This is a genomic window from Rhodococcus sp. KRD175, assembly GCF_017168275.1.
Classification (GTDB): domain Bacteria; phylum Actinomycetota; class Actinomycetes; order Mycobacteriales; family Mycobacteriaceae; genus Rhodococcoides; species Rhodococcoides fascians.
In genome coordinates, this window is the sequence record NZ_JABFAQ010000005.1 from 548,906 (window position 1) to 571,900 (window position 22,995).

General features: G+C 64.0%; 21 protein-coding genes and 2 pseudogenes. 5 read left to right on the plus strand and 18 right to left on the minus strand.

Annotation, left to right across the window (positions count from 1 at the left end; genetic code table 11):
- Positions 1-11: 11 nt before the first annotated feature.
- The 11 genes from J1M81_RS10690 to J1M81_RS10740 form a co-directional block, all read right to left on the minus strand.
- Entirely contained in the window at positions 12-1,295 is a 1,284-nt protein-coding gene (locus J1M81_RS10690) for an MCE family protein (RefSeq protein WP_027498221.1), read from the minus strand.
- A complete protein-coding gene (locus J1M81_RS10695; protein ID WP_008713869.1) occupies positions 1,295-2,293 on the minus strand; it encodes an MCE family protein in 999 nt (332 codons plus the stop codon). The genes J1M81_RS10690 and J1M81_RS10695 overlap by 1 nt, the downstream gene beginning before the upstream one ends.
- Positions 2,290-3,357 carry an MCE family protein gene (locus J1M81_RS10700; protein WP_027498222.1) on the minus strand — a complete coding sequence of 356 codons (1,068 nt, stop codon included), beginning with the start codon at positions 3,355-3,357 and terminating at the stop codon, positions 2,290-2,292. The genes J1M81_RS10695 and J1M81_RS10700 overlap by 4 nt, the downstream gene beginning before the upstream one ends.
- Complete coding sequence (locus tag J1M81_RS10705; RefSeq protein WP_008713865.1) at positions 3,354-4,709, minus strand: MCE family protein; 1,356 nt, start codon at positions 4,707-4,709, stop codon at positions 3,354-3,356. The genes J1M81_RS10700 and J1M81_RS10705 overlap by 4 nt, the downstream gene beginning before the upstream one ends.
- On the minus strand, positions 4,706-5,566 hold the full coding sequence (locus J1M81_RS10710; RefSeq protein ID WP_027498223.1) for an ABC transporter permease: 861 nt from the start codon (positions 5,564-5,566) through the stop codon (positions 4,706-4,708). The genes J1M81_RS10705 and J1M81_RS10710 overlap by 4 nt, the downstream gene beginning before the upstream one ends.
- A gap of 5 nt (positions 5,567-5,571) precedes the next feature.
- On the minus strand, positions 5,572-6,366 hold the full coding sequence (locus J1M81_RS10715; RefSeq protein ID WP_027498224.1) for an ABC transporter permease: 795 nt from the start codon (positions 6,364-6,366) through the stop codon (positions 5,572-5,574).
- A 5-nt stretch (positions 6,367-6,371) separates the two neighbouring features.
- Positions 6,372-7,547 carry an ABC transporter ATP-binding protein gene (locus J1M81_RS10720; protein WP_094718929.1) on the minus strand — a complete coding sequence of 392 codons (1,176 nt, stop codon included), beginning with the start codon at positions 7,545-7,547 and terminating at the stop codon, positions 6,372-6,374.
- Positions 7,548-7,990: 443 nt separating this feature from the next.
- Positions 7,991-8,377: a 50S ribosomal protein L7/L12 gene (gene rplL, locus J1M81_RS10725; RefSeq protein ID WP_008713856.1), complete on the minus strand. Its 387-nt coding sequence runs from the start codon at positions 8,375-8,377 to the stop codon at positions 7,991-7,993.
- A 90-nt stretch (positions 8,378-8,467) separates the two neighbouring features.
- Positions 8,468-9,049, minus strand: coding sequence for a 50S ribosomal protein L10 (gene rplJ / locus J1M81_RS10730; protein WP_008713855.1), 582 nt, complete (start codon positions 9,047-9,049; stop codon positions 8,468-8,470).
- A 328-nt stretch (positions 9,050-9,377) separates the two neighbouring features.
- Positions 9,378-9,854: a class F sortase gene (locus tag J1M81_RS10735; protein ID WP_228139272.1), complete on the minus strand. Its 477-nt coding sequence runs from the start codon at positions 9,852-9,854 to the stop codon at positions 9,378-9,380.
- Between the two features lie 155 nt (positions 9,855-10,009).
- Positions 10,010-10,786, minus strand: a complete 777-nt coding sequence (locus tag J1M81_RS10740) for a CHRD domain-containing protein (protein WP_027498227.1) — start codon at positions 10,784-10,786, stop codon at positions 10,010-10,012.
- Between the two features lie 144 nt (positions 10,787-10,930).
- On the opposite strand from J1M81_RS10740, the gene J1M81_RS10745 reads away from it, so the two are divergent.
- Positions 10,931-11,464: an RNA polymerase sigma factor gene (locus J1M81_RS10745; protein ID WP_045840763.1), complete on the plus strand. Its 534-nt coding sequence runs from the start codon at positions 10,931-10,933 to the stop codon at positions 11,462-11,464.
- A complete protein-coding gene (locus J1M81_RS10750; RefSeq protein ID WP_027498229.1) occupies positions 11,461-12,177 on the plus strand; it encodes a hypothetical protein in 717 nt (238 codons plus the stop codon). The genes J1M81_RS10745 and J1M81_RS10750 overlap by 4 nt, the downstream gene beginning before the upstream one ends.
- Here J1M81_RS10750 and J1M81_RS10755 read toward each other — a convergent pair.
- Both J1M81_RS10755 and J1M81_RS26300 read right to left on the minus strand, forming a co-directional pair.
- Entirely contained in the window at positions 12,159-14,378 is a 2,220-nt protein-coding gene (locus J1M81_RS10755; RefSeq protein WP_032375379.1) for an MMPL family transporter, read from the minus strand. The genes J1M81_RS10750 and J1M81_RS10755 overlap by 19 nt on opposite strands.
- The gene (locus tag J1M81_RS26300; RefSeq protein ID WP_027498230.1) at positions 14,379-14,879 is read right to left on the minus strand and encodes a hypothetical protein; all 501 of its coding nucleotides are present in this window, start codon (positions 14,877-14,879) and stop codon (positions 14,379-14,381) included.
- A 1-nt stretch (position 14,880) separates the two neighbouring features.
- Here J1M81_RS26300 and J1M81_RS26305 point away from each other — a divergent pair, with 1 nt between their 5' ends.
- Complete coding sequence (locus tag J1M81_RS26305; RefSeq protein ID WP_228139273.1) at positions 14,881-15,438, plus strand: hypothetical protein; 558 nt, start codon at positions 14,881-14,883, stop codon at positions 15,436-15,438.
- Between the two features lie 86 nt (positions 15,439-15,524).
- Here J1M81_RS26305 and J1M81_RS10765 read toward each other — a convergent pair whose 3' ends face one another.
- The 4 genes from J1M81_RS10765 to J1M81_RS10780 form a co-directional block, all read right to left on the minus strand.
- Positions 15,525-16,229 (minus strand): phosphatidylserine decarboxylase, encoded by a 705-nt coding sequence (locus J1M81_RS10765; RefSeq protein WP_228139274.1) that lies wholly within the window; start codon positions 16,227-16,229, stop codon positions 15,525-15,527.
- Between the two features lie 35 nt (positions 16,230-16,264).
- Positions 16,265-16,462 carry a hypothetical protein gene (locus J1M81_RS10770; protein ID WP_027498233.1) on the minus strand — a complete coding sequence of 66 codons (198 nt, stop codon included), beginning with the start codon at positions 16,460-16,462 and terminating at the stop codon, positions 16,265-16,267.
- A 1-nt stretch (position 16,463) separates the two neighbouring features.
- Positions 16,464-17,702: an SDR family oxidoreductase gene (locus tag J1M81_RS10775; protein ID WP_027498234.1), complete on the minus strand. Its 1,239-nt coding sequence runs from the start codon at positions 17,700-17,702 to the stop codon at positions 16,464-16,466.
- Positions 17,703-18,046: 344 nt separating this feature from the next.
- Positions 18,047-18,751 carry a TetR/AcrR family transcriptional regulator gene (locus tag J1M81_RS10780; RefSeq protein ID WP_027498235.1) on the minus strand — a complete coding sequence of 235 codons (705 nt, stop codon included), beginning with the start codon at positions 18,749-18,751 and terminating at the stop codon, positions 18,047-18,049.
- Positions 18,752-18,937: 186 nt separating this feature from the next.
- Here J1M81_RS10780 and J1M81_RS10785 point away from each other — a divergent pair.
- Positions 18,938-19,312, plus strand: a pseudogene (locus J1M81_RS10785) (MFS transporter); the annotation flags it as partial.
- On the opposite strand, the pseudogene J1M81_RS26810 reads toward J1M81_RS10785, so the two are convergent.
- Positions 19,306-20,868 (minus strand): annotated as a pseudogene (locus J1M81_RS26810) (Mu transposase C-terminal domain-containing protein); the annotation flags it as partial. The pseudogenes J1M81_RS10785 and J1M81_RS26810 sit on opposite strands and share 7 nt — an antisense overlap.
- Before the next feature lie 173 nt (positions 20,869-21,041).
- On the opposite strand from J1M81_RS26810, the gene J1M81_RS10800 reads away from it, so the two are divergent.
- Positions 21,042-22,988 (plus strand): CocE/NonD family hydrolase, encoded by a 1,947-nt coding sequence (locus J1M81_RS10800; protein WP_032375587.1) that lies wholly within the window; start codon positions 21,042-21,044, stop codon positions 22,986-22,988.
- The last annotated feature ends 7 nt before the right edge of the window (positions 22,989-22,995 follow it).

Here is a 22,995-nt window from a genome sequence, read left to right on the forward strand (position 1 = left end):
CACAGAGGCTCTCACTGTCCCCCACCTCCGATGTACGACTGCTCCAGTCCGGGCATCGAGCTGTTTCCGAGCCTGGGCGAGACGACGCCAGGCACGGTGCCCGGCACGGACACGTTCTGCTCGATGTCGTTGGTGAGAACGCCGAACGGCAGCACGATCCGGTTCTGGTCTTTGATCGGGGCCTGGATCATCGTGGTGATGTTGGAGCACTGATCGATGATCGGCTGAATCTGCGCACCGAGTGCTTCGAAGCGCGGATCACCGGGAACCAGCTTTCCGAGATCGATGAGCTGACACAGGGTGCCGAGCGGATCCTGGGTCTCGTTCTGGAGATTGGCGCGCGTGGCGAGCGTTCCCGACTCGGCGTCGTAGGCGTTTACCAGGTTGCTGATGGCCAGCGGCAGCAACGTGAGCGTTTGCACCAGCTGCTCGCGGTTGTCGGCGAGTGTCTGCGTCGGAACCGTGAGACCGTTCGCGGCATCGGTCAGTTGGGTCCGGTTGTCCGCGACGAACGTCGCCACGTCGCCGAGCGAGACCGACAGCTGTTGGAGTGCAGCTCCGAGGTCCTCTCGCTGCCCCGACAGGAAACCGGTCAGGTCGGCCAACTGGGTGTTGAAGTTGCGTACCTGCTGATCGTTGACGGCCAAGGCGCTGACGAACGTCTGCAGGTTCTTGATCGTGTCGAACACGTCGGTGCGCGAGTCACTCAACGTTCGACCGGCGGCCGAGAGCTGGGTGATGCTGTTGCCCAACGCTTCACCGTTGCCGTCGAGGTTGGCTGCACCGGTGTTGACCAGATCTGTGAGAGCGCCGTCCTTGTTCGCGCCGTCCGGACCGAGGGCGGTGGACAGGTCGTCGATGGACTTGTACAGCTCGTCGACCTCGACGGGTGTTGCGGTGCGATCGCGACCGATCGTCGCGCCGTCGGCCATGGTGTCGCCGCCGGTGTAGGCGGGTGAAACCTGGACGTAGCGGTCGGCGACGAGCGACGGGGTGACCTGCACGGCCTTTGCGTCCACAGGAATGTCGACCCCACGGTCGACGCGGAGGACGACCTCCACGTCTTCGCCTTGCGGCGTCACGGAGTCGACCGTACCGACCTTGACGCCAAGCACGCGCACCTCCGAGCCGGAATAGATGCCGATCGACTTGTCGAAGTAGGCGGTGATCTTGGTCGTTCCGGCCCTGGTGAACAGCCACCAGCCGGCGACCGCGAGGACGAGCGCCACGGTCACGACGACGGCGATCAGCGCGAGCTTGTTCTTGCTTCTCGGTGCTGTCTGCGTGTCTGTCATCAGTTCCCCGCCAACGTATCGAGCGAGGGCTGGCGGTAACCAGGTATCAACGGAACTCCGGGCGGTGTGAGGTTTGCCAGCGTGATGTCTATCCACCGGCCGTTGCCGGTCAGATTCGTGTACAGCCGAATGAACGGTTCGTACAGCTTCAGCGCACGGTCGAGGTTGTCGTTGTTGCGCTGCAGGATCTCGATGGTGCCGTTGAGCTGCTGCAACATCGGGTTGATGGTGGCCTCGTTGTCGCGAACCAGGCCGGTCAGCTCTTGCGACACTCGCTGAGTGCCGGTGAGCAGCTGCGAGATGGCCTGCTGCCGATTGTTGAGCTCTTCGAGAAGCGGGCCCGCGTCGGTGATCAGTTGGTTGAACTGCTCGTTGCGGTCGGCCAGCACCTTCGAGGTCTCGCCGGTGGCCTCGAACAGCTTCTTCAGTTCCTCGTCACGGCTGGCCACGGTCTGCGATAACCGAGTCACACCGTCGAGCGAGGCACGGATGTTCGCAGGCGTCTCGGAGAACGCCTCGGACAGGGTCCGCATGCTCGTCGCCAGCTGATCGGTGTCGATGTCGCTGATGGTCGAGGCCGCAGCGGAGAACGCGTCGATCACGTCGTACGGGGACGTGGTGCGCTCGAGCGGAATCGGGTCCTTGGGGCTCAACGTCTCCGGACCGCTCGGGTCGAGCGCCAGATATTTCTGCCCCAGCACAGTCTTGATGGCGATGGCCGCTCGCGACTCGTTGCCGACCCAGGCGTCCTTGACCGTGAAGTCCACGAGCACCCGGTCGCCGTCGAGACGCACATCGGTGACCTTGCCGACCTTCACGCCCGCGATACGGACCTCGTTGGGCGGCTTGAGCCCTGCTGCCTCGCTGAACTCGGCGGTGTACACCGAACCCGCACCGATGATCGGGAGCCGGTCGAGAAAGAAGACCGACATCGTGGCGAGCAGGATGATTGCGATACCTAGCGCACCGATGGTGGCCGGACTACGACGAGATTTCATTGCTTGATCCCCCCAGCTTTGCAACGCGCTGCGGAGTTCGTGTACAGCGGCTGGTTGACGGTCGGCAGCCCGGTCGGCAGATTCAGATTCGGCGAACTACCCGGTCCGGCGACGATGTCGATACCGCACAGATAGAAGGTGAACCAGGATCCCTGCTGGGCCGTGCGAATGAGCTTCTCGAGTTTGACGGGCAGAATTCCGAGGACCGTGTCCACGTCGTCGCTTCGTCGGTTGACTGTCTCGGCCAACGTGTTCAACGCAGTCACCGAACCCTGGATCGACGGCCTGGTCGGCTCGAGCAGGTCGGCGGTCGCGTTGGTCAGGCCGGCGAGCGACGTCACGGCGGAGCCGACGACACCACGGTCGGCCGACAGGCCCGAGACGAGCTGCTGCGTGTTGACGATCAGGCTGTCGAGCTGCCCGTCGTTCTGGTTCACCGTCTCCAACACGTTGTTCAGATTGGTGATGACCTGCCCGATGACCTGATCCTTGTCGGCGACGGTGTTGGTCAGGGTCGCCGTATTGGTGACCAGTTCGTTGATGGTGCCCGACTCCCCCTGGAACACCTGAATGATCTGGTACGACAGCTTGTTGACGTCATCGGAGCTGAGCGTGGTGAACAGCGGGCGGAAGCCGTCGAAGAGCGTGGTCAGGTTCACCGCAGGCTTGGTCCGCTCCAACGGAATGGTGGCACCGTCGGTGATCTTCCGACCCTGATCTCCCGAACCCTGCTCGATGGCGATGTAGCGCTGGCCCACCAGGTTCCGGAATCGGATGGTCGCCGTCGAACTGGCCGGGAGCCAATCACGACTGCTCAGAGTGAAGTCCACCTTGGCTTCGCGCTCGTTGGCGATCTCGATCTTGTCGACCTGGCCGACACGAACGCCCGCGATACGAATCTCGTCGCCCTCGTTGAGAGACGTGACGTCCGTGAACACAGCCGAGAACTTGGTGCCGCCGCCGCCGCTGGAATTGGCGATGGTGAAGGCAAGGGTGGCCGTAGCAATGATCGTAATCACGGCGAACACGACCAACTTGATGATCGGCGCGAGAAGGCCTCTCATGGCACGGTCACCTCCACTCCTCTCAGTGCCGGTGCGCCGATAGCGGCCGCCCACGACGGAATACTGTCCGGTGCAACACCACTCGCCTGTCCGTAGATCACGGCCAGAGTGTCGCGCTCGAAGTCGGAGCCCTCGTAGCTCGCCGGCTGCGCGGATGCGGAGACGGCGGGAACGATGGAACTCTGGGCAGACTTCGGTGGTCCCTGTCCTTCGATCACCTGCGGGCCCGGGTTCCGGGTCGGCACCTGGTAGGAACCGTCGTTGATCGAGCCTCCCGGATACTGCGGGAAGAACTCCCCCGGCGCCGCGGGCTCGAAACAGGTGGCTCCGCGATCGTCGAACAAGCGCGGCTCGTCCTGGTTCGGCAAGTAACGACCCTTCGGGTTGACGAACGGTGCGGAGACGTTGATGCCGGGGTACTCGTCGCCCTCACCGAGTACGACTTTTCCGCGCCTGGCACCTTCGGCGAAATAAGTGAACGTGCAGCCGAACGTCGGGGAGAACTCGGCCAGCAGCTCGAGCGCTTCCCGAGAGTTCGCGGCCAATCCGATCAGGTTCTCGGAGTTGGTCTGTAGAAAGTCCGCAGTGGTGTACGACGCCGAGGTCAGGGAGCCGTACAGCGTGTCGAGGCTGGACTGCCGCTCGACCACGGTGTTGCCCGTCGTCCGCAAGTTGTCCAGCGCCGAGACCAAGTCCGGTGCCGCGTCTGCGTAGGTCTGCGAGAAGTCGGCCAGCCCGACCAACGTCTGCTGGATGTTCGGCAACTCCGTGTTCAGACCCGACACGATGTTCGTCAGGTTGTCGATGGTCTGGCCCAGTTGCTCACCGCGCCCGCTGAGGCCCTGCGCCAACGACCCGAGGGTGTTCGCCAGATCCTGTGGCGGAATCGCCTGCAGCAGTGGAAGCAAGCCGTCGAGCAACTGCCCGACCTCGATGGCGTTTCCGCTGGTGTCCTGTTTGAGGACCGTGCCCTCGGAGATCGGCGACGCCGCATCGTTCTCGGGCACGATCAACGAGACGTAGCGCTCACCGAACAGTGTCTTGGGAAGCAACCGTGCCGTCACGTTCGACGGAATCAGCGGTGCCTTGTCCGGATCGATGGCGAGCTGCGAGGTCACGACGCCGTCGACGGTGGACGCCGAGCGCACCTCGCCGACGATCATTCCGCGCACCTTGACATCCGCGTTCATCGGCAGCGCGTTGCCGACCGAGTCGGTTTCGAGGCTGACTTTCACCACATCTTTGAACGTCTTGTTGTAGGACGTGATGCTCCACCCCAGGAACAGGATGAGCACCAGGAAGAACGCCAAACCGAGGAGTACTCGCTTCAGTCGCGACGGCGAGTCGATCATCCCGCAACCCTCACTGTGGTGGTCGTGCCCCAGATGGCGAGGCTCAAGAAGAAGTCCAGTACGGCGATCGTGACGATCGCGGTACGAACGGCACGGCCCACTGCGACGCCGACACCGGCAGGTCCGCCAGAGGCGTGGTAGCCGTAATAGCAGTGGATCATGATCAGGACGAAGGCGAATATCAGCACCTTCAAGAACGAATACAACACGTCTTCCGGAGGTAGGAAGAGGTTGAAGTAGTGGTCGTAGGACCCCGTGGACTGCCCGTTGAAAATGGTGCTGATCCCTCGGGATGCGACGTACGACGCCAACAGCCCGACGATGTACAGCGGGATGACGGCCACGAAGCCTGCGATCATGCGGGTGGTCACGAGGAACGGCACGCTGGGTACGGCCATCACCTCGAGCGCGTCGATCTCCTCGGAGATTCGCATGGCACCGAGCTGGGCGGTGAAACCACAGCCGACGGTGGCCGAGAGTGCCAGTCCTGCGACAATCGGCGCGATCTCACGGGTGTTGACGTACGCGGACAGGAATCCGGTGAGCACGGAGCTACCGAGCTGTTCGAGGGCTGCATAGCCCTGTAGACCGACGACGATGCCGGTGAAGCCGGACATCATCACGATCACGCCGATGGTCCCACCGATGACGGCGAGCGCACCGCTGCCGAAGGTGACCTCCGCCAGCAGGCGGAGCACCTCCTTCTTGTAATGCACTGCGGTCTTGGGAATCCACCCGATGGCCCGCAGGTAGAACGACATTTGCTCGCCTGCGCGGTCGAGCACGTTGAGCGGGGCGTTGCCGACGCGCTTGACGCGCATCAGCGTGCGGTCACCGCGACCTCTTGCGATCGTCATCGCGGTTACGCTCCCTTCGCTGGGACGACCTGGAGATAGACCAGGGTCAGGATGAGGTTGGCGAAGAAGAGCAGCAGGAACGTGATGACAACCGTCTGGTTCACTGCCTCGCCGACGCCCTTGGGTCCGGGGTTGGGATTGAGGCCCTTGTAGGAGGCGATGATGCCCGCGATGAGTCCGAAGATTGCTGCTTTCGCCTCGGCGACATACAGATCCGGCAGCTGGGCCAAAAACGAGAACGACGCCAGATATGCACCGGGGGTGCCGCCCTGAAGGATCACGTTGAAGAAGTAACCGCCGGCGATGCCGACGACCGAGACCAGGCCGTTGAGCAAAAGTGCGACGAGGATCATCGCGAGCACTCGGGGAACGACGAGACGATGTACCGGGTCGATACCCAGCACTCGCATGGCGTCGATCTCCTCGCGGATGGTGCGCGAGCCGAGGTCTGCAGTCACAGCAGAACCGGCAGCGCCGGCCACCAGCAGTGCGGTCACGATCGGACTGCCCTGCTGGATGACCGCGAGCACGCTGGCCGCACCCGTGAACGACTCGGCACCGAGCTGCTTGATGAGCGATCCGGTCTGCAGCGCCACGACCGCGCCGAACGGAATGGCGACGAGCGCCGTCGGCAGAATCGTGACGCTGGCGATGAACCAGGCCTGCTCGATGAACTCGCGGAACTGGAACGGCCTACGGAAGGTGTTGCGAACCACCTCGACGAACAGTTCGACGATATTGCCGGCTTGTGTCAGAGCGGCGCTCGCCGGAGCGAACGTGGACTTCTTCGATCCCCCCATGTCTGCTATTGACCCCGACCTTGTGTTGGAGCTTGGTAGCCCTGCTGATCATGACCTTGCCCGCTGTAACTCTGCTGGTCGTAACCCTGCTGGTCGTAACCCTGGTGGTCGTAACCCTGGTGGTCGTAACCCTGGTGGTCGTATCCCTGCTGGTCGTAACCCTGCTGCTGGTCTGCATACGCGGGGTAACGCTGACCCGGGTCGGTGGTGTCGAGGCTTTCCTGGATCGCAACCTGGGCATTGTGCGGCAGGGTGTGCATGATCTGGCGGACGCGCTCCTGCCTACGCCCGACGGCTTCGCGCACCGGAGTTCCGGGAGTGGCCTTCATCTGCGGCACGATGCCTTCGACGTCGTCGACGCCGCCGGCGTGGTGGCCGGCGTCGACCATGGCCTGCTCCTGCGCCATCTGCGCCTCGTCCTTCTCCTCCGACATGCCGATCGGACCGATCATCGTTCCGTTGAGGAACTGCTTGACTACCGGCTCGTCGCTCGTCAGGAGCACCTCGCGGGGGCCGAACATGACCAGCTGGCGACGGAAGAGCATGCCGATGTTGTCGGGCACCGTCCGAGCGAGGTTGATGTTGTGCGACACGATCAGGATCGTGGCGTCGATCTCGGCGTTGATGTCGATCAGGGTCTGCGAGATGTACGTAGTGCGAACGGGATCGAGGCCGGAGTCCGGCTCGTCGACCAGGATGATCTCGGGATCGAGAACCAGAGCGCGGGCGAGACCGGCGCGCTTACGCATACCGCCGGAGATCTCGCCGGGCAGCTTGTCCTCGGCACCGAGCAGACCCGTCAGTTCCAACTTCTCCATGACGATCTTGCGGATGTCGGACTCGGACTTCTTCGTGTGCTCGCGGAGCGGGAACGCGACATTGTCGTAGAGGTTCATCGAGCCGAACAGTGCGCCGTCCTGGAACAGCACCCCGAAGAGCTTCCTGATCTCGTAGAGCTCACGGGAGGAGCACTGCAGGATGTCGGTTCCGTCGATGAATATCTTGCCCTGTTCGGGACGCAGGAGGCCGATCAAGGACTTCAGGAAGACCGACTTGCCGGTACCGGAAGGACCGAGGAGCGCACTGACCTCACCCTTCGGCAGGGTCAACGTCACGTCCTGCCAGATCTTCTGTACCCCGAAAGACTTGGTCAATCCCTCGACCGAAACCTCGACTCCCACGCTGACCTCCACAATTCGTACACATCGACCCGGATGTGGGTTGTGTCACTGTATCCCATGCACGTGTCCGCACCGACACGGGAGCTTACCGCCCAGTAAGAACTTCCCCGAGTCAGGCTGTAGAGCTTGCATCAGTGTGGCTCATCTCACGCGACACGGTCGGCGACTCGCCAGAACTGTGACAAGTCCCTGCGTCACAAAGCTGTGACACGCCACAAACAATGACCGCCGAAACCCTTCGGAATGCTTTGGACTTCGGCGAAACCGAGTAAACAGGGGCACAAGGCCGGTGTCACGCGATTTGCAGGAGTCCGTGATCGATCACAACAGTGCACCCCGTGCGGTGTCCGAGAACAGAAGAAGGGCCGTCCCCACCGAGGTGGGAACGGCCCTTCTTGCGCTCGTGCGTTCAGAGCACGAAGCACGACTGCAACGAAGCGGTCCTACTTGACGGAGATCTTCGCGCCGGCAGCTTCCAGCTTCTCCTTGGCGGCGTCGGCTGCGTCCTTGGCAACCTTCTCCAGAATTGCCTTCGGAGCGCTCTCGACGAGATCCTTGGCTTCCTTCAGGCCCAGGCCGGAAACGACCTCACGGACGACCTTGATGACCTGGATCTTCTTGTCGCCGGCCGACTCGAGGACGACGTCGAACTCGTCCTGCTCTTCAGCAGCCTCGGCGGGGGCTGCGCCGCCGCCTGCAGCAGCAACGGCGACGGGGGCAGCTGCGGTGACCTCGAAGGTCTCCTCGAATGCCTTCACGAACTCGCTGAGCTCGAGGAGAGTGAGCTCCTTGAACTGGTCGAGCAATTCTTCGGTGCTGAGCTTCGCCATGGTGGCGGGTCCTTCCTGTAAGTACCTAACCGCTGATCCGCGGCATGGTGTTGATGGTGTGGAGCTGAGCTGTACGCCAATACCAGCGGATCAGCTTTCGGCGGGAGCTTCCGCCGGTGCTTCTGTTTCTGCAGGTGCCTCGGCTGCGGCGGGTGCGCCGGCAGCCTTCTTCTCCTGCAACGCGAACGCCAGACGCGCGAACTGCGATGCGGGAGCGTTGAACAGGCCTGCAGCCTTCGACAAGTTGCCCTTCATGGCGCCGGCGAGCTTGGCCAACAGGATTTCGCGCGACTCGAGGTCTGCGATCTTGTTGATCTCTTCCACGGACAGCGTTGCGCCGTCCATGTAGCCGCCCTTGACGATCAAGGCCTTGTTGTCCTTCGCGAAGGCCTTGATGGCCTTCGCTGCGTCGACCGGCTCGCCCTTGATGAATGCAATGGCGGTCGGTCCGACGAACAACTCGTCGAGGCCGGTAATACCTGCCTCGGCCGCTGCGCGCTTGACCAGGGTGTTCTTGGCGACGGAGTACGTGGCACCTTCGCCGAGCGCACGCCGGAGCTGAGTCAGACCGGACACCGACAGGCCACGGTATTCCGTGACGACGGCAGCCGTCGAACCCTTGAACTGTTCGGTGATCTCCGATACTGCTGAGACCTTTTCGGGCTTTGCCATACTTCGCCTCCTCTCGTGGGAAGTTGTGTCGATCGCGAGAGGGCCGGAAAACGACGAACGCCCCGGCGCAAGAAGCACACGGGGCGTGAACGAGCAGGCAGTCGCGAGGACTGCAGACAGGTTCCCTACCTCGTTCTCCTGCGTGGGCCGTCCGACACGATCTCGGACCTTCAACCGCGCAACTCCCGGAAGTGAATCCTTCGAGAAGGCGGTGACCAACGGTCTTGGGTAGAACTTGATTGGGCGGTCTGGACCGGAGTGCGAGCACTCGTGATCCGAACCGTTGTTCAGGTTACAACATACTCCGCGTCAACTCCAAAACGCTGGGCTATTGCCGCACTCCGTAGACGACGAGGTTGCGCTCGTAACTGCCCACCGAGGCGTCGAAGTCGCCCGAGCACGTGATCAGCCTGATCTCGTCGGTGGGCACCGCCCCGAAGACCTGCACCGTCGGGAACTCCACTTTGCCGTAGTCGCCGACCCGATCGATGCGGTAGTCGACTCGACCACCCGTCCCGTCCCCCACCGTCACGACATCTCCCGGTCGAAGCTCCGACAACCGATCGAACACTGCGGGACCGGTCGTGGAATCCACGTGCCCGGCCAGCACGGTAGGACTACCGATCACGCCCGGTCTGCCGCCGCCGGTGAACCACCCGACGTCGTCGTAGTCGCTCGGCACCTCCATCTCGCCGTTCTCGGTGAGACCCAGGCCGATCAACGGCTCGTCGAGGTCGATGGCCTCGACGCTGAGCCGGGTCGGTGCCTGCGCCGCGAAATCCGCCGTCGGGCCCGGTCCCGGCAAATCTCCAGCGGTCGAGGACTCGGTCGCTGGTGCGGCAGGTGGTACCGAGGTAGGTGTTGGTGCGGCAGGTGGTGATGGTGCGGCAGATGGCGGCGGTGCGGACGTACAGCCCGTCACCACCACCACTGCCGTAACAGCAACCAGGAGCCGAGATCTCAGCTGCGTGCCGTTCCGCTGCGGCGAGCAACCAACGTCACTCCCGCGATCGCCGTTGCACCCAGGACTACTGCGCCGAGGGCAACCGCGCCGACGACGGGCACCGCATTACTGGAGGCCGAATCGGACGCCGCGGCCAGAGCCGAACCGCCACCTCCGGTGGCGACGGAGCCGACCGGAATCTGCGTCAGCTGTCCGCGTACCGCTCCGGCCACGAAGTCGACGGTGTGGGTGTCGGCCGCGAAGCCCGCCGGATTTGCTTCGATCTGGTCCAGCGTGAATCCGGTTCCACTGTCGGCGTCGGCACCGGCCGGCGTCAGGCCGGTGGTGAACGGTCCCTGCATGCAGCCGGTGCTCGAACGTGGGCCGTCACCGATCGGCGTCGGGTTCGGGAACGCCAGACGCGGAGGTCCCGCAGCACCCGCCGCCGCCTCGTGAATGTGTGTGGCGGTCTTGGCCGGGCTCATGTAATCGCCGGTGACGCCGTCGAGCGCGATGTCGTAGCAGACGATGTCGAGATCGGAATTGATGCGCAGCGTGAACGTGCCCGTCGCGCCCGGCTGGCCCGGAGTGGCGACACCGTCGCCGTTCACCACCTGGTCGGGAGTTGCCATCGCGGTGAACGCGCTGGTGAACGAGTCCGGTTCGGCAACGGGGGTATCGGCACCGGCCGGGGCCGCGGTGAACAGCATCAGTGCAGCGGCCGTGCCGCCGACGACTGCGGTGGCGGTGCCGCGGACGGACATGGTCGGGCGGGTGATCGAGCGTCTGGTCATCTCGTGGGCCTTCCGTGGGAGTATCGGGCAGGCGAGCCCGTGCAGAGGTGTACGACGGTCGATGCCACGATGTTCAAAATTCGGTAAAGAAATACTCCAGTCTCGGATATGAACGTCCGGGGGTCCGTCGACGTAGTCACTGTCATGAGCATCGGGAGCGTGATCGAACTGCACTTCGACGTCGCTGCCGCGTACGACGAGCATGCGTCGGCCATGCTCGGTTTCGCCGTCAACGCACTGCGCGACCGAGCGCTTGCCGAGGACTGCGTCCAGGAGACGTTCCTTCGCGCATGGCGGGCCCGGTCCCGATTCGAGCCCAGCCGAGGAGCGCTGCGTACCTGGCTGTTCGCCATCGAGCGCAATGTGATCGTCGACGTCCAACGGTCTCTGAGCAGAATGCCGAAGCCGGCGTCGGAAAGGATCGAGGACCTCGACCGACGATCGGTCGCGATCTCGCGTGACACCAGTCCCGACGTGGACGAGCGACTGCGCATCATCGCCGCGCTCGCCCTTCTCTCTCCCGATCATCGGCAGGTCGTCGTTGCGGTGCACCTGGCGGGAACCACCTATGCGGAACTGTCCGAGTCGACGGGCGTTGCCGTACGAACATTGCGCACTCGCGCCTTCTACGCACTGAGGGCGCTGCGAGACCATCTCGACGGACAGGAGGAAGCATGAACGCCCGAGACGATCGCCGAGCCGAACTGATCGCCGCTGCCGTCGGCGACGACCTCGACGACACCGAGGCCGCCGAGCTACGCGAGCTCGCAGCATCCGATCCCACCGTCGACAGGGACATCGCCGAACTGCGCGCGCTGACCGGGACTCTCGGTCGTCGCGGTCCGACCGAACCGTGGCTCGAAGCATCGACGTCACCCGACCTCCGCGCCCGAGTTCTGGGTACGTCACCCGGCTCTGCGTGGCCACCCCAGCGGACACGTGGACCGCGCAGATCGGCCGGCCTGGCGGCCGCCGCCGCGATCGCGGGGCTGGTCGTCGGCAGCGGCGTCGTGCTCGGTATCGACGCCTCTCGACCGCAACCCGAGGATCCACCGGCCGCGATCACCGGACCTCCGGGAACCCTGGGTGCCTACGAGCAGGTCGCTTTCACCACGAGCATGCCGAGCGTGGACATCGAGGGCGGCCTCGTTGCGCACACGTGGGGCACCGAGACGTTCCTCGACATGGACGGCGTGTCCGATCGAGGCCCGTACGAGGTCGTCCTCGTCGATCGGTGGGGCACCGAACTCCCGTCCGGCACGTTTCTCGGTAGCGACGTCACCATCGAATGCCGCATGAACGCGGCGGTACTTCGCGGCGACGTCACCGAGATCGAGATCCGCGGCGCGGACGGCTCGCTGCTGGCGTCGGCTCAGTTGCCGACCACCTGACGATTCCGCGTACCGGGCCACCAGTTGCGCTCGCCGAAGAGCTTCATCATCGCCGGCACCAGCATCATGCGCACCAGCACGGCGTCGAACAGCACCGCGATGGCAAGAGCGAAGCCGAACTGTTTGAGCTCGAGCACGTCTGCGGTGAGGAAGCTGGCGAACACGGCGATCATGATTGCGGCGGCGGCGGTGATCGGCCTGGCGGTGTGTTCGATGCCGTCGACGACGGCGACGTCGTTGCTCGCTTCCCGCACGAACACTTCTCGCATACGGCCGATGAGGAACACCTCGTAGTCCATCGACAGACCGAAGACCACGGCGAACACCGTCACCGGTAGATACACCTGGATGTAACCCGGGCTCTCGAAGCCGAGAATGCTCGAACCCCAACCCCATTGGAAGACGGCGACGGTGGCACCCAGCGCTGCCCCGGTGACCAGCAGGTTCATGGCGACGGCCTTGAGCGGGATCACCACGCTGCGAAACACGACGGCCAAGTAACAGAGAGAAAAGGCCAGTACCGCGGCGACGACCCAGACGAACTTGCCGGAGATCTCCTCGGATGCGTCGACCACCAGCGCGGTGGTACCGCCCACGGACACGCTGGTGCCGTCCACGTCACCGGCGAGAACTGCCTGAGAACGCAGGGTTTCGACGAGGTCGGCGGCCTCCGTCGAGTCGATCGGGACCGACGGGACCACGATCAGCAACGACCGGCCGCCCTCGGGTTGCGCCAACGCGTAGGCGACGCGATCGTCTCCGCGCACGGAGTTCGCGAACGCGTCGACCGTGGCGATCTGCTGCGGTCCCAATGGACTGTCGTCCTCGCCGGTGAACACGATGGTGATGGGCGAGATGGTGCCGGGCGCGAACTTCTCGGTCAGGACCGTGTTGGCTCGTCCGGACGGTTCCGCGCTCAGCGCCTCGGCACCGAGATCGACCCCGTACGAGATCGAACCGATGGGAACCAGGCAGACGATGAGGACGGCGGCGGATGCGACCGTGTAACGCCAGGGGCGCTCGATGACGTGCTGCGCCCACCGCGACCACCACGTGGGAACTGCGGCGTCGTGCTCGTCGACCGAGGGAGGTTGGAATCGTCGCGGCAGCGACCAGGCCCCGATGCGCGTTCCCAGCACCGCGAGAAGTGCCGGCAGCAGGGTCCACGCGACCACGACGACGGTGGCGATGGTGAGCGCGACGACCAACGAGATGCTCTGCACCGCAGGGACATCGACGATCGCGAGGGCTCCGAGTGCGATCAACACGACCAGACCGGAGATGACGATGATGTGTCCGGCGGTGCCCATGGCCGCCCCCACCGCGCGCTCGGTCCTGTCCGAATCTTCACCGGGTCCGGCCCGCCCGATCTCCTCCCGGAACCGACTGACGATGAAGAGTGCGTAGTCGATTCCCAGACCCAGACCGAACATCGCCGCCACCGTGGTGACGAGAACATCGAAGGTCATCACGTTGGACAGCAACGCGAACATGCCGAACGCCGCCAGCACTCCGATTCCGGTGGTGACCAGCGGCACGATGCCCGCGACCACGGAACCCAGCGCCAGAACCAGCACCACGAAAGCGATGGGCAGACCGATGCTCTCGGCCCGCACGGCGTCCTCGGATTCGACGCGGGTGAGATCGACGGTCATCGGCGAGTAGCCCGTCACCGCCACCTCGACGCCATCACCGGACGCACCGCCGATCATCTCCTGCACGCGTTCGGCCACTGCGATCCGATCGCTGGCCTCTCCGCCGATGCCGACGAATGCGAGCGCCGAGGTCCCGTCGTCGGAGATCGTCGGGACGAATCCTGCGCTCTCGTAGGGGTCGACGACACGCAGTACGTCCGGTGACTGCCTCAGTGACGAGGCGACCTCGGCCACCCGTGCACGAAAGGCCGGGTTCCGGCTGTCCACCGAATCCGAGGTGAACGTGACGACGAGCTGTTCCGAGCCGAAGGACGCGAAATGCTGCTCGACCAGTTGGTCGGCGCGGCTGGATTCGGTTCCGGGAACGGAGAAGTTGGCCCCCACCAGGGAGTTCTGCAGCGCTGGGTACAGAATCGCGGATCCCACCGCCAGCAGCGTCCAGATCGCCAGCACCACCCAGCGTCGCCGCGCGACCAGTCGACCCCACCGGTCGCCGATGTTTCCGCAGCTCACCTGCGGGTCGATTCGCGAGATCGTGTCGGTCATCTACGTCAACTCCCGGCTGAAGATGCGGTACGTGCGGTGCGGAGCGAGTTTCGTCCGGGACAGGACCGAGCCCTTCATCCACGGACTGTCGTCGAGCACGGGAGCCGCTTCGACGCGCGTGAACCCGAGATCGCGCATACGCACCGACATCTCCATGATCAGCAGAGAGGACACGGCTCGATCGGGGCAATCCGGATCGACGAACAGCATGTCCACCCGCACTCCGTCGATGACCTCCGTGCGACCCGGACGCTTGACGTGCCACAGCGTCACCAGGTCTCGTGCCCAGCGCGACTTCAGGTGCGACGCCTTCGCGGCGGCCTGATTGACGTCCGGGATTCCCATCAGAAAGCCGACGGGCTTGCCGTCGAGTTCGGCCAGCAGGGTGAGCCGACGATCGATGACCGGAAGCATCATCTTCAGCAACTCGAACAGTTCCGTGTAGGACAGCGGCGAGAAGCCCCAGAAGTTCACGAACGTCTTGTTGTAGAGATCCCGCACGATGCGCGCGTCGCAACGTCCGGTATTTCATCGACCGGAACGTCACCTCGGATCGCGCCTTGATCTTCTCGAAGATCTGCATGTGCCGCGCGTATTTGGGGTCGTTGTAGATGATGCACGGGTCGTCGAAAAGGTAACTGTAGAAGTCCTTGACCGCCATCAGACCCCACTTCTCGAAGTGGGCCGCGTAGTAGAGCGGATTGTGCGGCATCCCCACCAGGGGCAGCGCCGGGACCTCGTCGACGACGATGCCTGCGCTGTAGAACATCGACGGACCGAAGGGCCCGGAAATCGTCGCGAGTCCGCGCGCCGAAAGCCAGTGCGCCGCAGCGTCGAGCAGCGCTTCGGCGACGTCGTGATCGTCGACCGCCTCGTAGAAGCCGAAGAAGCCGATCGGCTCCCCCGTGTACTCGGTGAACGACAGATCGTGGATGGCCACGACGCGACCGACGGCAATCCCGTTCTCGCGAGCCAGAAATGCTTTCGTGACGCGGGTGGCGGCAACCGAGGGCGGCGGTGCGATGAGAATTCGGCCCAGGTCCATCGACTCGTCGGGTAGGCGGTACGGATCGCCCTGGTAGACCAGGTCCGAGACGGACTCGAATTCACGCCAACCGGCTTTGCCGTCGACCTCTTCGATCGTGATCATCGTTCCTCTTCGCTCGGTTGTCTGCCGTCGACGAGGATCGGTGAACGCACCACCGTCGTCTCGCCGGCGAACACGTAATTGCCTGGCCGGACAGTGATCTCGTCGACGAGTGCGTCGGGCACGAACACGTCGCACTGAGAACCGAAGCGGATCATTCCGTACTGCTCGCCGCGCTCGACGGTGTCACCGACGGCGACGTGCGCGACGATGCGATCGACCCAGAGATCGGCAATCTGCGTCACCGTCACCACGGCACCGGACTCGTGCTCGATCGAGATGGTGAGCCGCTCGTTGGTGAGCAGGTAGTCGCAGCCCTCGTCGTAGGGAGTGCGCCGGGTCAACAGGTTCGCACCGACTCTGGCCATCGACTTGTTGAACGGTGCCGCGGACCGATGACGACGCATACCGATGGTGCCCGATACCGGAATTCGGTTGCGGTGCACCGAGTATTCGGACATGTAGATCCCGATCAGGTAGCCGCTGTCGGTCGAGGCGACCCCAGCGATCTCGTCGAGGACGATCGTCCGCCCCTTCTTGACGGCGAACGCGGCACTGCCCGCCTCCACACGCTTGACGTACGTGACGAACCCGTCCGCCGGAGCGAGCACCGCCCGCGGATCGGCCGGCGGTTCGCGGTGCGGATCGCGGAAGAAGAACCGGGTCCGCCAGTACACGAACAACGCGAAGAGAGCCGCCGGCACCGCAGCGAGGCCGAGGGCCCACCGACACCACGACATCAGCTGTGCCGCTGTTCGTCGACGCTCTCCGACCAGGTCACGAAGGCATCCGCTGCCCAGTTCCGCACCGGGCCGGGCAGCAGTCCGATCAGCCCACACACCACGTAGAAGCCGAGCGAGAGAACGCCGTTGGTCACCTCGCGGCCGATGGGTACGTCCCGTAGGCGCACCGAGGTGGGCTCGAATCCGTCTGCCACGTCAGTTGACGGCGGCGGGCGTGAGCGTCTTGAGCTGTGCTTTCTCGAAATAGAGCTCGAACAGTCGGCGGTGGTCGCACCACGAGATGTCGTGGTCGAGTGGGAGTATCGCCTCGGGCTTGTGCACCAGGCGCATGAGCTGGTCGATGTTGTCGGCCAGCATCGTCTCGGCGAAACGAGGAGAGATACGCACGCTGACACGCTCCTTGAACTCCTCCCAGCTCACCAGATCGAGCCCGAGCAGCTCGGCGTAGAGGTCGTGCCCGTATCCGGTGGGATTGCTCGGCAACAGCCTCGTCAGAGGATGACTGCGCAACGAGTTGCTCGCCATGACGTCGCACATCACGTCGACCGGGACGTAGTTCATGCCCGGGCCGTCCCAGATGGCACCGGCTGCGATCGCCAGTTCGATGATGCGCCAGAAGCTGTACACGCGACCGGGATCTCGGCCGAGCTCCGTGCTGCCGAGGATGTACGGAGCCTCGCACAGAGTGACGGAGTAGGTGTCCGACATCGACAGCCATCCGAGCAGAGTTGCGTTGACCCACTTCATCTGCGCGTATCCGGAGTACCACCACGAGTCGGGACGACGGAAGTCCTCGGGCTTCTGATAGAGGTGGGCACCGATGCTGCCCACGTACGTCAGGTGCTTACGGGCGGAGGTGATGCTGAATTCCAGGATCCGCAGCACGCTGACGAACCAGTCGTCGCGCAGTTCGGCATAGCTCTCGGTGTAATCGGTGGAGCTGGCGCAGTTGAAGATCTGCCCCACTCCGGCAGCCAGGTCGTAGTAGGCGGCCTTGTCGAGGCCGAACCGGAACGTCGTGGGAGTGCCCTCGACGATGCGAATCTTGTCGGCGTCGACCTCGATCTCGTACTGGTCGAAGGTGCGCTGCAGGCGCTCGAACGCCGTCTCCTCCTCGGTGGGGCGCACCATCGCATAGACGACCTCGACGGCGGAATCACGAGTGAGTCGGCCGATCAGGTGCGCGCCGAGGAATCCGTTGGCTCCGAACACCAGCGCCGTGTCGGTGCGCGGCGGTGCCATGCTCGCCACCCGGCGTCGGGTGTCCTCGTCGACGAACGGCCGCAACGCGGTCGGATCACCGTTGCTCAGAGCGACGACGTCGGCGTACTTGCCGGCGAAGCGAAGCCCCGTGCATTCGCTGGTGATCAGTGCATCCGCGTGCGGCCAGACCGGACGCAACGAACCATCTCCGAACAGTGCTTCTACGTGCATTCTCGCTCCCCTGCAACGATCGGTGTCCCATGTCACTTCGGACCGGCAGAACGTAGCAATTTCGAGGGCTCGAGATCGGGTGACCGGGAAAGTCTGGTACGCCCCATAGCGTTGCTCAACTTTTGTTGAGAGGGTTCCCAACAGAACACAGTCGAACGGGCGGATTATTGGAGCAGATTACGACCGATTCGCGTTCCTCGTGTCAGTTTCAGAAGACGGCTGCACGATGTCAGAAGTGCACTGCAGTGCAACTCCGAGTTCTCGAGCACACGTCCGGCCGTATCCAGTGAGCGCTGCGATCCCTGACTGGATAGCGCATTGATGGTGAAATTTCGCATCAAGTTTTATTGGCCGTCGGTGAGCTGCGGGTCTAGCGTCGCGGCCGGCCGTGGACGGCTGTGGTCGCGCGAAGTGCTCGATCGGACACTTGCGGCATGGGCGGCGAGAAAGTTGTCGACGATTTGGATGCAGTCGTCGGCGTGGATGTGGCGCAGTCCTGTGAGGCGAGCGAACACTATCGGTCCGAGGAGCTGAATGAGGGCGAAGGTGGTGTCGATCTCGCCGAGTACAGCGCGAGCGTCAGGGGCCGTCAGGATCTGATCCAGGGACCTGCGGTATTGCTCTATGACACGGGCCCGAAGCGAGACCACCGCGCCAGGATCGAGATCGCGCCGGCTGGCGTCGCCGCTGTTGACGGGTCCCATTGCCAGCCAGGCCAGCGTGGTCATCTGCACCGGAGCTTGGTCGATGAGGTCGGCTTGGGTGGTGAGCAACGAAATCAGACGTTCACGTAGCGGACCGGTATCGATATCGGTGTCGACTGGGGGTAGTAGTCGCTCGAAGGTTGCAGCAAGCAGGTCAGTGGTACTTCCGAAGTGGCGGTACAGAGTGGCACGTGCAACCTTCGACATGCGGGTGACCGCCTCCACGGTGACCGCCTCGACACCGCCGGTGGACAGCAGCTGGCCCGCCGCTTCGAGCAACCGGTTACGTGAGCGCGCCAGCCGGGGGTCGGCCGGGCCCTCGGCTGCAACGAGAGGGTCGACCATGAACGGGCTCCGCTCCATTTTGACTGACAAAACATGTCCTCGCTTGACCATTCTGTCACACCCGCAAAGTTATGATACTAATAGTCTCGTACCGAGACGATCAGTCTCTAACTGGGAGGCTGGCCGTTGAACGAACGTAGATCCGACTCTGCCAGCGTCGCTCGATGGAGCGGTGCCCAGTGGTGGATGTTGATTGTGTCGTGCATGGCGGTCGCGTTGGTGGTGGCCGCAATGGCGGCATTGTATTCAGCGTTGCCACAGATCGCGGTCGCGACAGGGGCGACGCAAGCTCAACTGACCTGGATAGTCGACGGTTATACGCTGGTATTGGCGTGCTTCGTTCTGCCTGCCGGTGCGATCGGTGACCGGTACGGTCGCCGCGGGGTGCTCGTGGCGGGGTTGGCGTTGTTCGCTTTCGCGTCGGCCTTGCCCTTGTTTCTCGCCGACCCGGCGTGGCTGATCGCTGCTCGCGCGTTGGCTGGGGCGGGTGCGGCGCTGGTCATGCCCTCGACGCTGTCGATACTGACCGCGGGATTTCCACCGGCGCATCGCGGGCGGGCACGGTTGCGCCGGGCTTTGCGGGTGGCTTTCTGCGAGCGGTCGGTGACCTCGCGCATCTGCTCGATCATCGAAAACAGTGCGCTCTCATCGACGTTCGACCGACCTTGTTCGCGGAGACGGGCGATAGCAGCTCTGTGCTCCCACAGTGTCACCGCGGGATGTGACATCGTCCGGTACGGCACCTCGACATAGCCGGCACCGTCTGGTTCGAGGACCCAGATTCTGCTCAAATCGCGTGGGTCACGTCGTATCACGAACCGCCCCAAATCCTCTCGCCGCGCAACCCACGGTTTGAGCGCGTTCGAGAAGTAGTGCACGTGATCGAGAACGAAGCCCGTGCGCGTCAGACGTCGCCGGATGACGGGAAGAAAGTCCACCAAGAACGCGGTTTCGCCGAGCACCACACGAGGGGCATGACCAACTGCGGCGACCCCACCGGCCCACACGGCGGCCGGAGTGTTCCCGATCCCTGCGTGAACGCTCGCGTGATACGAGGCTATAGCCAGGACCAGCCAACGCTCCAACTCACGCAATGTCAACGCCGCGTGCTTGTCCGAGTCGTAACTTCCTCGGTCCGCTGGGTTCGAGAAGGTGGTCCCAGGCAGCTCGTGCACCGCCGTCATCGCCGTTCCGATGATGCGTTCGACGATCCCGCCGTAGTGCGGTCGGCCCGGAGGACGGTACTCGAGGGTGATGGCGTGCTGGGCGCATCCGCGGCGCAGCGCTTCGCTTTTGAACTCGGAGGCGTTGTCGAGATACAACTGCTTCGGCTTCCCCGCCATCGGCCACTGCACCTGCTCCGCCAGCTCGCATGCCTCCAGCCACGTCTGCTTCCCGCAGCACACGCGGCCCAGGCACAACCCGACCGATATCGACGACGGCGGCTCCAGAGTGACGACGAACCCGAGTACGGAACGGCTGAAGACATCAACGGCGATCGTCAGGTAGGGGCGACCGATCGGTTACCGCTCTTACTCATCAACGACCATCAGATCGACGACGGTGTGGTCGATCTGGACCTGATCGAGAATCCCCGAAACCGTCGGTGGAACGTCGCCGGCGGACTGACGTGGGCGGGCGGCATCGGGTCCTCCGCCTGACCTGGCCACCGATGCCGGAGGGAGCGCGGCGATACGCGCGGTGACGGTATTTCTGGCCGGCACCGGCAAACCCGCGCGATGACACGCCAGTGCTATACGTCGGTGCAGCGCAGCGACACTCAGCTTCTGGCGGTGAAGAAAATATCGGGTGAGATGATCGCCGATCACTTCCTCGACCTCAGCCGCTACTCGGCTGCGGCCACGCCCTCCCGACGAGACCTTCGTCAGAAGATCGGTGACTGTCCCCGTCCCGTCCCTGAGCCTGCCGACCAACGTGTAGACCTGCCGCCTGGACAATCCCAACCGTTGCGCGGCATCGTCGACCGCTGCCAAACGCACCGAATGCATCTCCAGCAAGGGAGCCAAGACAGCGAAACGGGCCTCGGCCTGGGACCACCGCTCCCCCGACGCTGTCAGCACACCGGTCTCCACGACGTCGAGCTTGTCGGGGTCCACCACAAGCCTCCCTGTCACCGAGAGCCGAACGTGCGACCGTGCACCGCACTTCTGACATCAGAATGTCAGAAGACACGTGCACTCACCCTCGAAACGCCTGCAAAGAGTGCAGCCGTCTTCTGAAGTTGACACCTCGGGACAAACAGGGTCGTTCGACGGTCTAGTCGACGTTCATGACTGCCGTGCAGCCCCACCCCCTCCTGCAACCCGTACGCGATCCCAGCGGCGGCGACGCAGCAGCGGCGTGGGCGGAAATCGTGCGCGAACAACCGCGCTTTCCGAGGGTCTCCGTCTCGGCGAACGTTCGTATCCCGATGAGCGACGGCACGGCGCTGCGCGCGTACGTCATCCGCCCCGCGGACGCAGCGGGTCACGCGGTGGAGGGCAGTTTTCCCACCGTCCTCAATCTCACGCCCTACAACAAACTGCTCATCAAGGGGATCGACACGATCCTCGAAACGCCGGTTCTCGGCCGTGCTGTCAGAGCCTTCTCGGCCGCCTTCGATCTCACCGGAACGGCATTCGACGGCATCACCGAAATCACCCGTGTGGTGGCAGGCGGGGCGGCGGACCTTTTCTCGGTGAACCGTCACCTCGTGCGCAGTGGGTACGTACAGATGATCGTCGACGTCCGCGGCACCGGTAGTTCCTCGGGCACCTGGGATGTGCTGGGACCCAGGGAACAACTCGATTCGCTCGAGGTGATCGAGTGGGCCCGACGCCAGTACTGGTGCAACGGCAGGGTGGGAATGGCCGGAATTTCGTATTCCGCGATCAATTCGCTGCAGGCCGCGGCCAAGCAACCCGCCGGGCTCGACGCCATCTTCGCCGTCGAGGGCTCGGTGGACATCGTCCGCGAAATCTTCGCGACCGGAGGCGCGACATCGGCGTTCATCCCGCTGTGGCTCGCCGCCGTCAACGGGTTGAAGTGGGCACCGGCCGTCGGCGGAGTCGATACGTTCACCTGGCTCCGCGATCGCGTGCGATCCCCCGCCACCAATTTGCTCGATCTGGCCAAAGGCTTTGTCACAGGCCGAGATCCGCGAATCTACGACAACGAGTACTACGACACCATCGACGCCGTCATCGAGGACATCGCGGTACCGACCTTTCTGTACGGGTGCTGGCACGACATCTTCGGCGGATCCGCTCCCGACATCTACAACCGGCTCCCCCTCGAACGTGGATCGAAGCAGTTGCTCGTCGGCGACGGCTACCACGGCAACCCCGGTATCGGATTCGGCGAACCAGGATTTCCACCGCGCCTCGACGTACTCGAGCGGGCCTGGTTCGACAAGTGGCTGCGCGACGTCGACAACGGAATAGAGAACTACGGTCCCGTCACACTGCGGCAACAGGGCGGGAATTGGACTGCGCACGGCCGCTTTCCGGCACCTCGGGCCCAGCCACGAAGGCTGTACCTGTCGGCAGCGTCCTCGGGCACCGCGGCCCATGCCGTCGCCGACGGCAGCCTCACCACCGAACCTGCCACAGCCCGCGACGTCCTGACGGTGCGGCCCTCGTTGCGGGCCGTCGTCTCGCGTGACACCACGCAGGTGCTGGCCGGGGTGACGGCCGTGTTCGGTGGTGGATTCACCTACGACAACCGATTCGCCGAGGGCGCCGCAGTCACCTTCACCACCGATGCTGCCGAGTCGGACGCCGTCCTGTCCGGTCCGATGAATCTGCATCTTCGGGTGATCTGCCACGCACGGGAAGCGTTGTGGGCCATCATGATCTGCGACGTCGCTCCCGACGGAACCTCGACGGTGCTCAGCAACGGCGCTCTTCTGGCCTCGCGTCGAGCCGTGGACGACGAACGTTCCTTGTTCGCGCCGAACGGCGACTACACCCGGCCCTACCACCCGCTCACCGAAGCGGCGCTGCTTCCGGTACCCATCGGCGAACCCATCGTTCTCGATATCGACATTCTCACCACCGAGGCCGTCATCGCCACTGGCCACCGACTCCGGGTCGACGTATTCGCCACCGACACACCACGGTTCATCCCGATCTTGCCGGACCTACTGCGCACTCGACTACGCAAACAGGACATCAGCATCGACCCGGAAAGCCCGAGCTACCTGGTGGTGCCCATACTCGGTGAGCCGGGCTGGTAGGAACGAC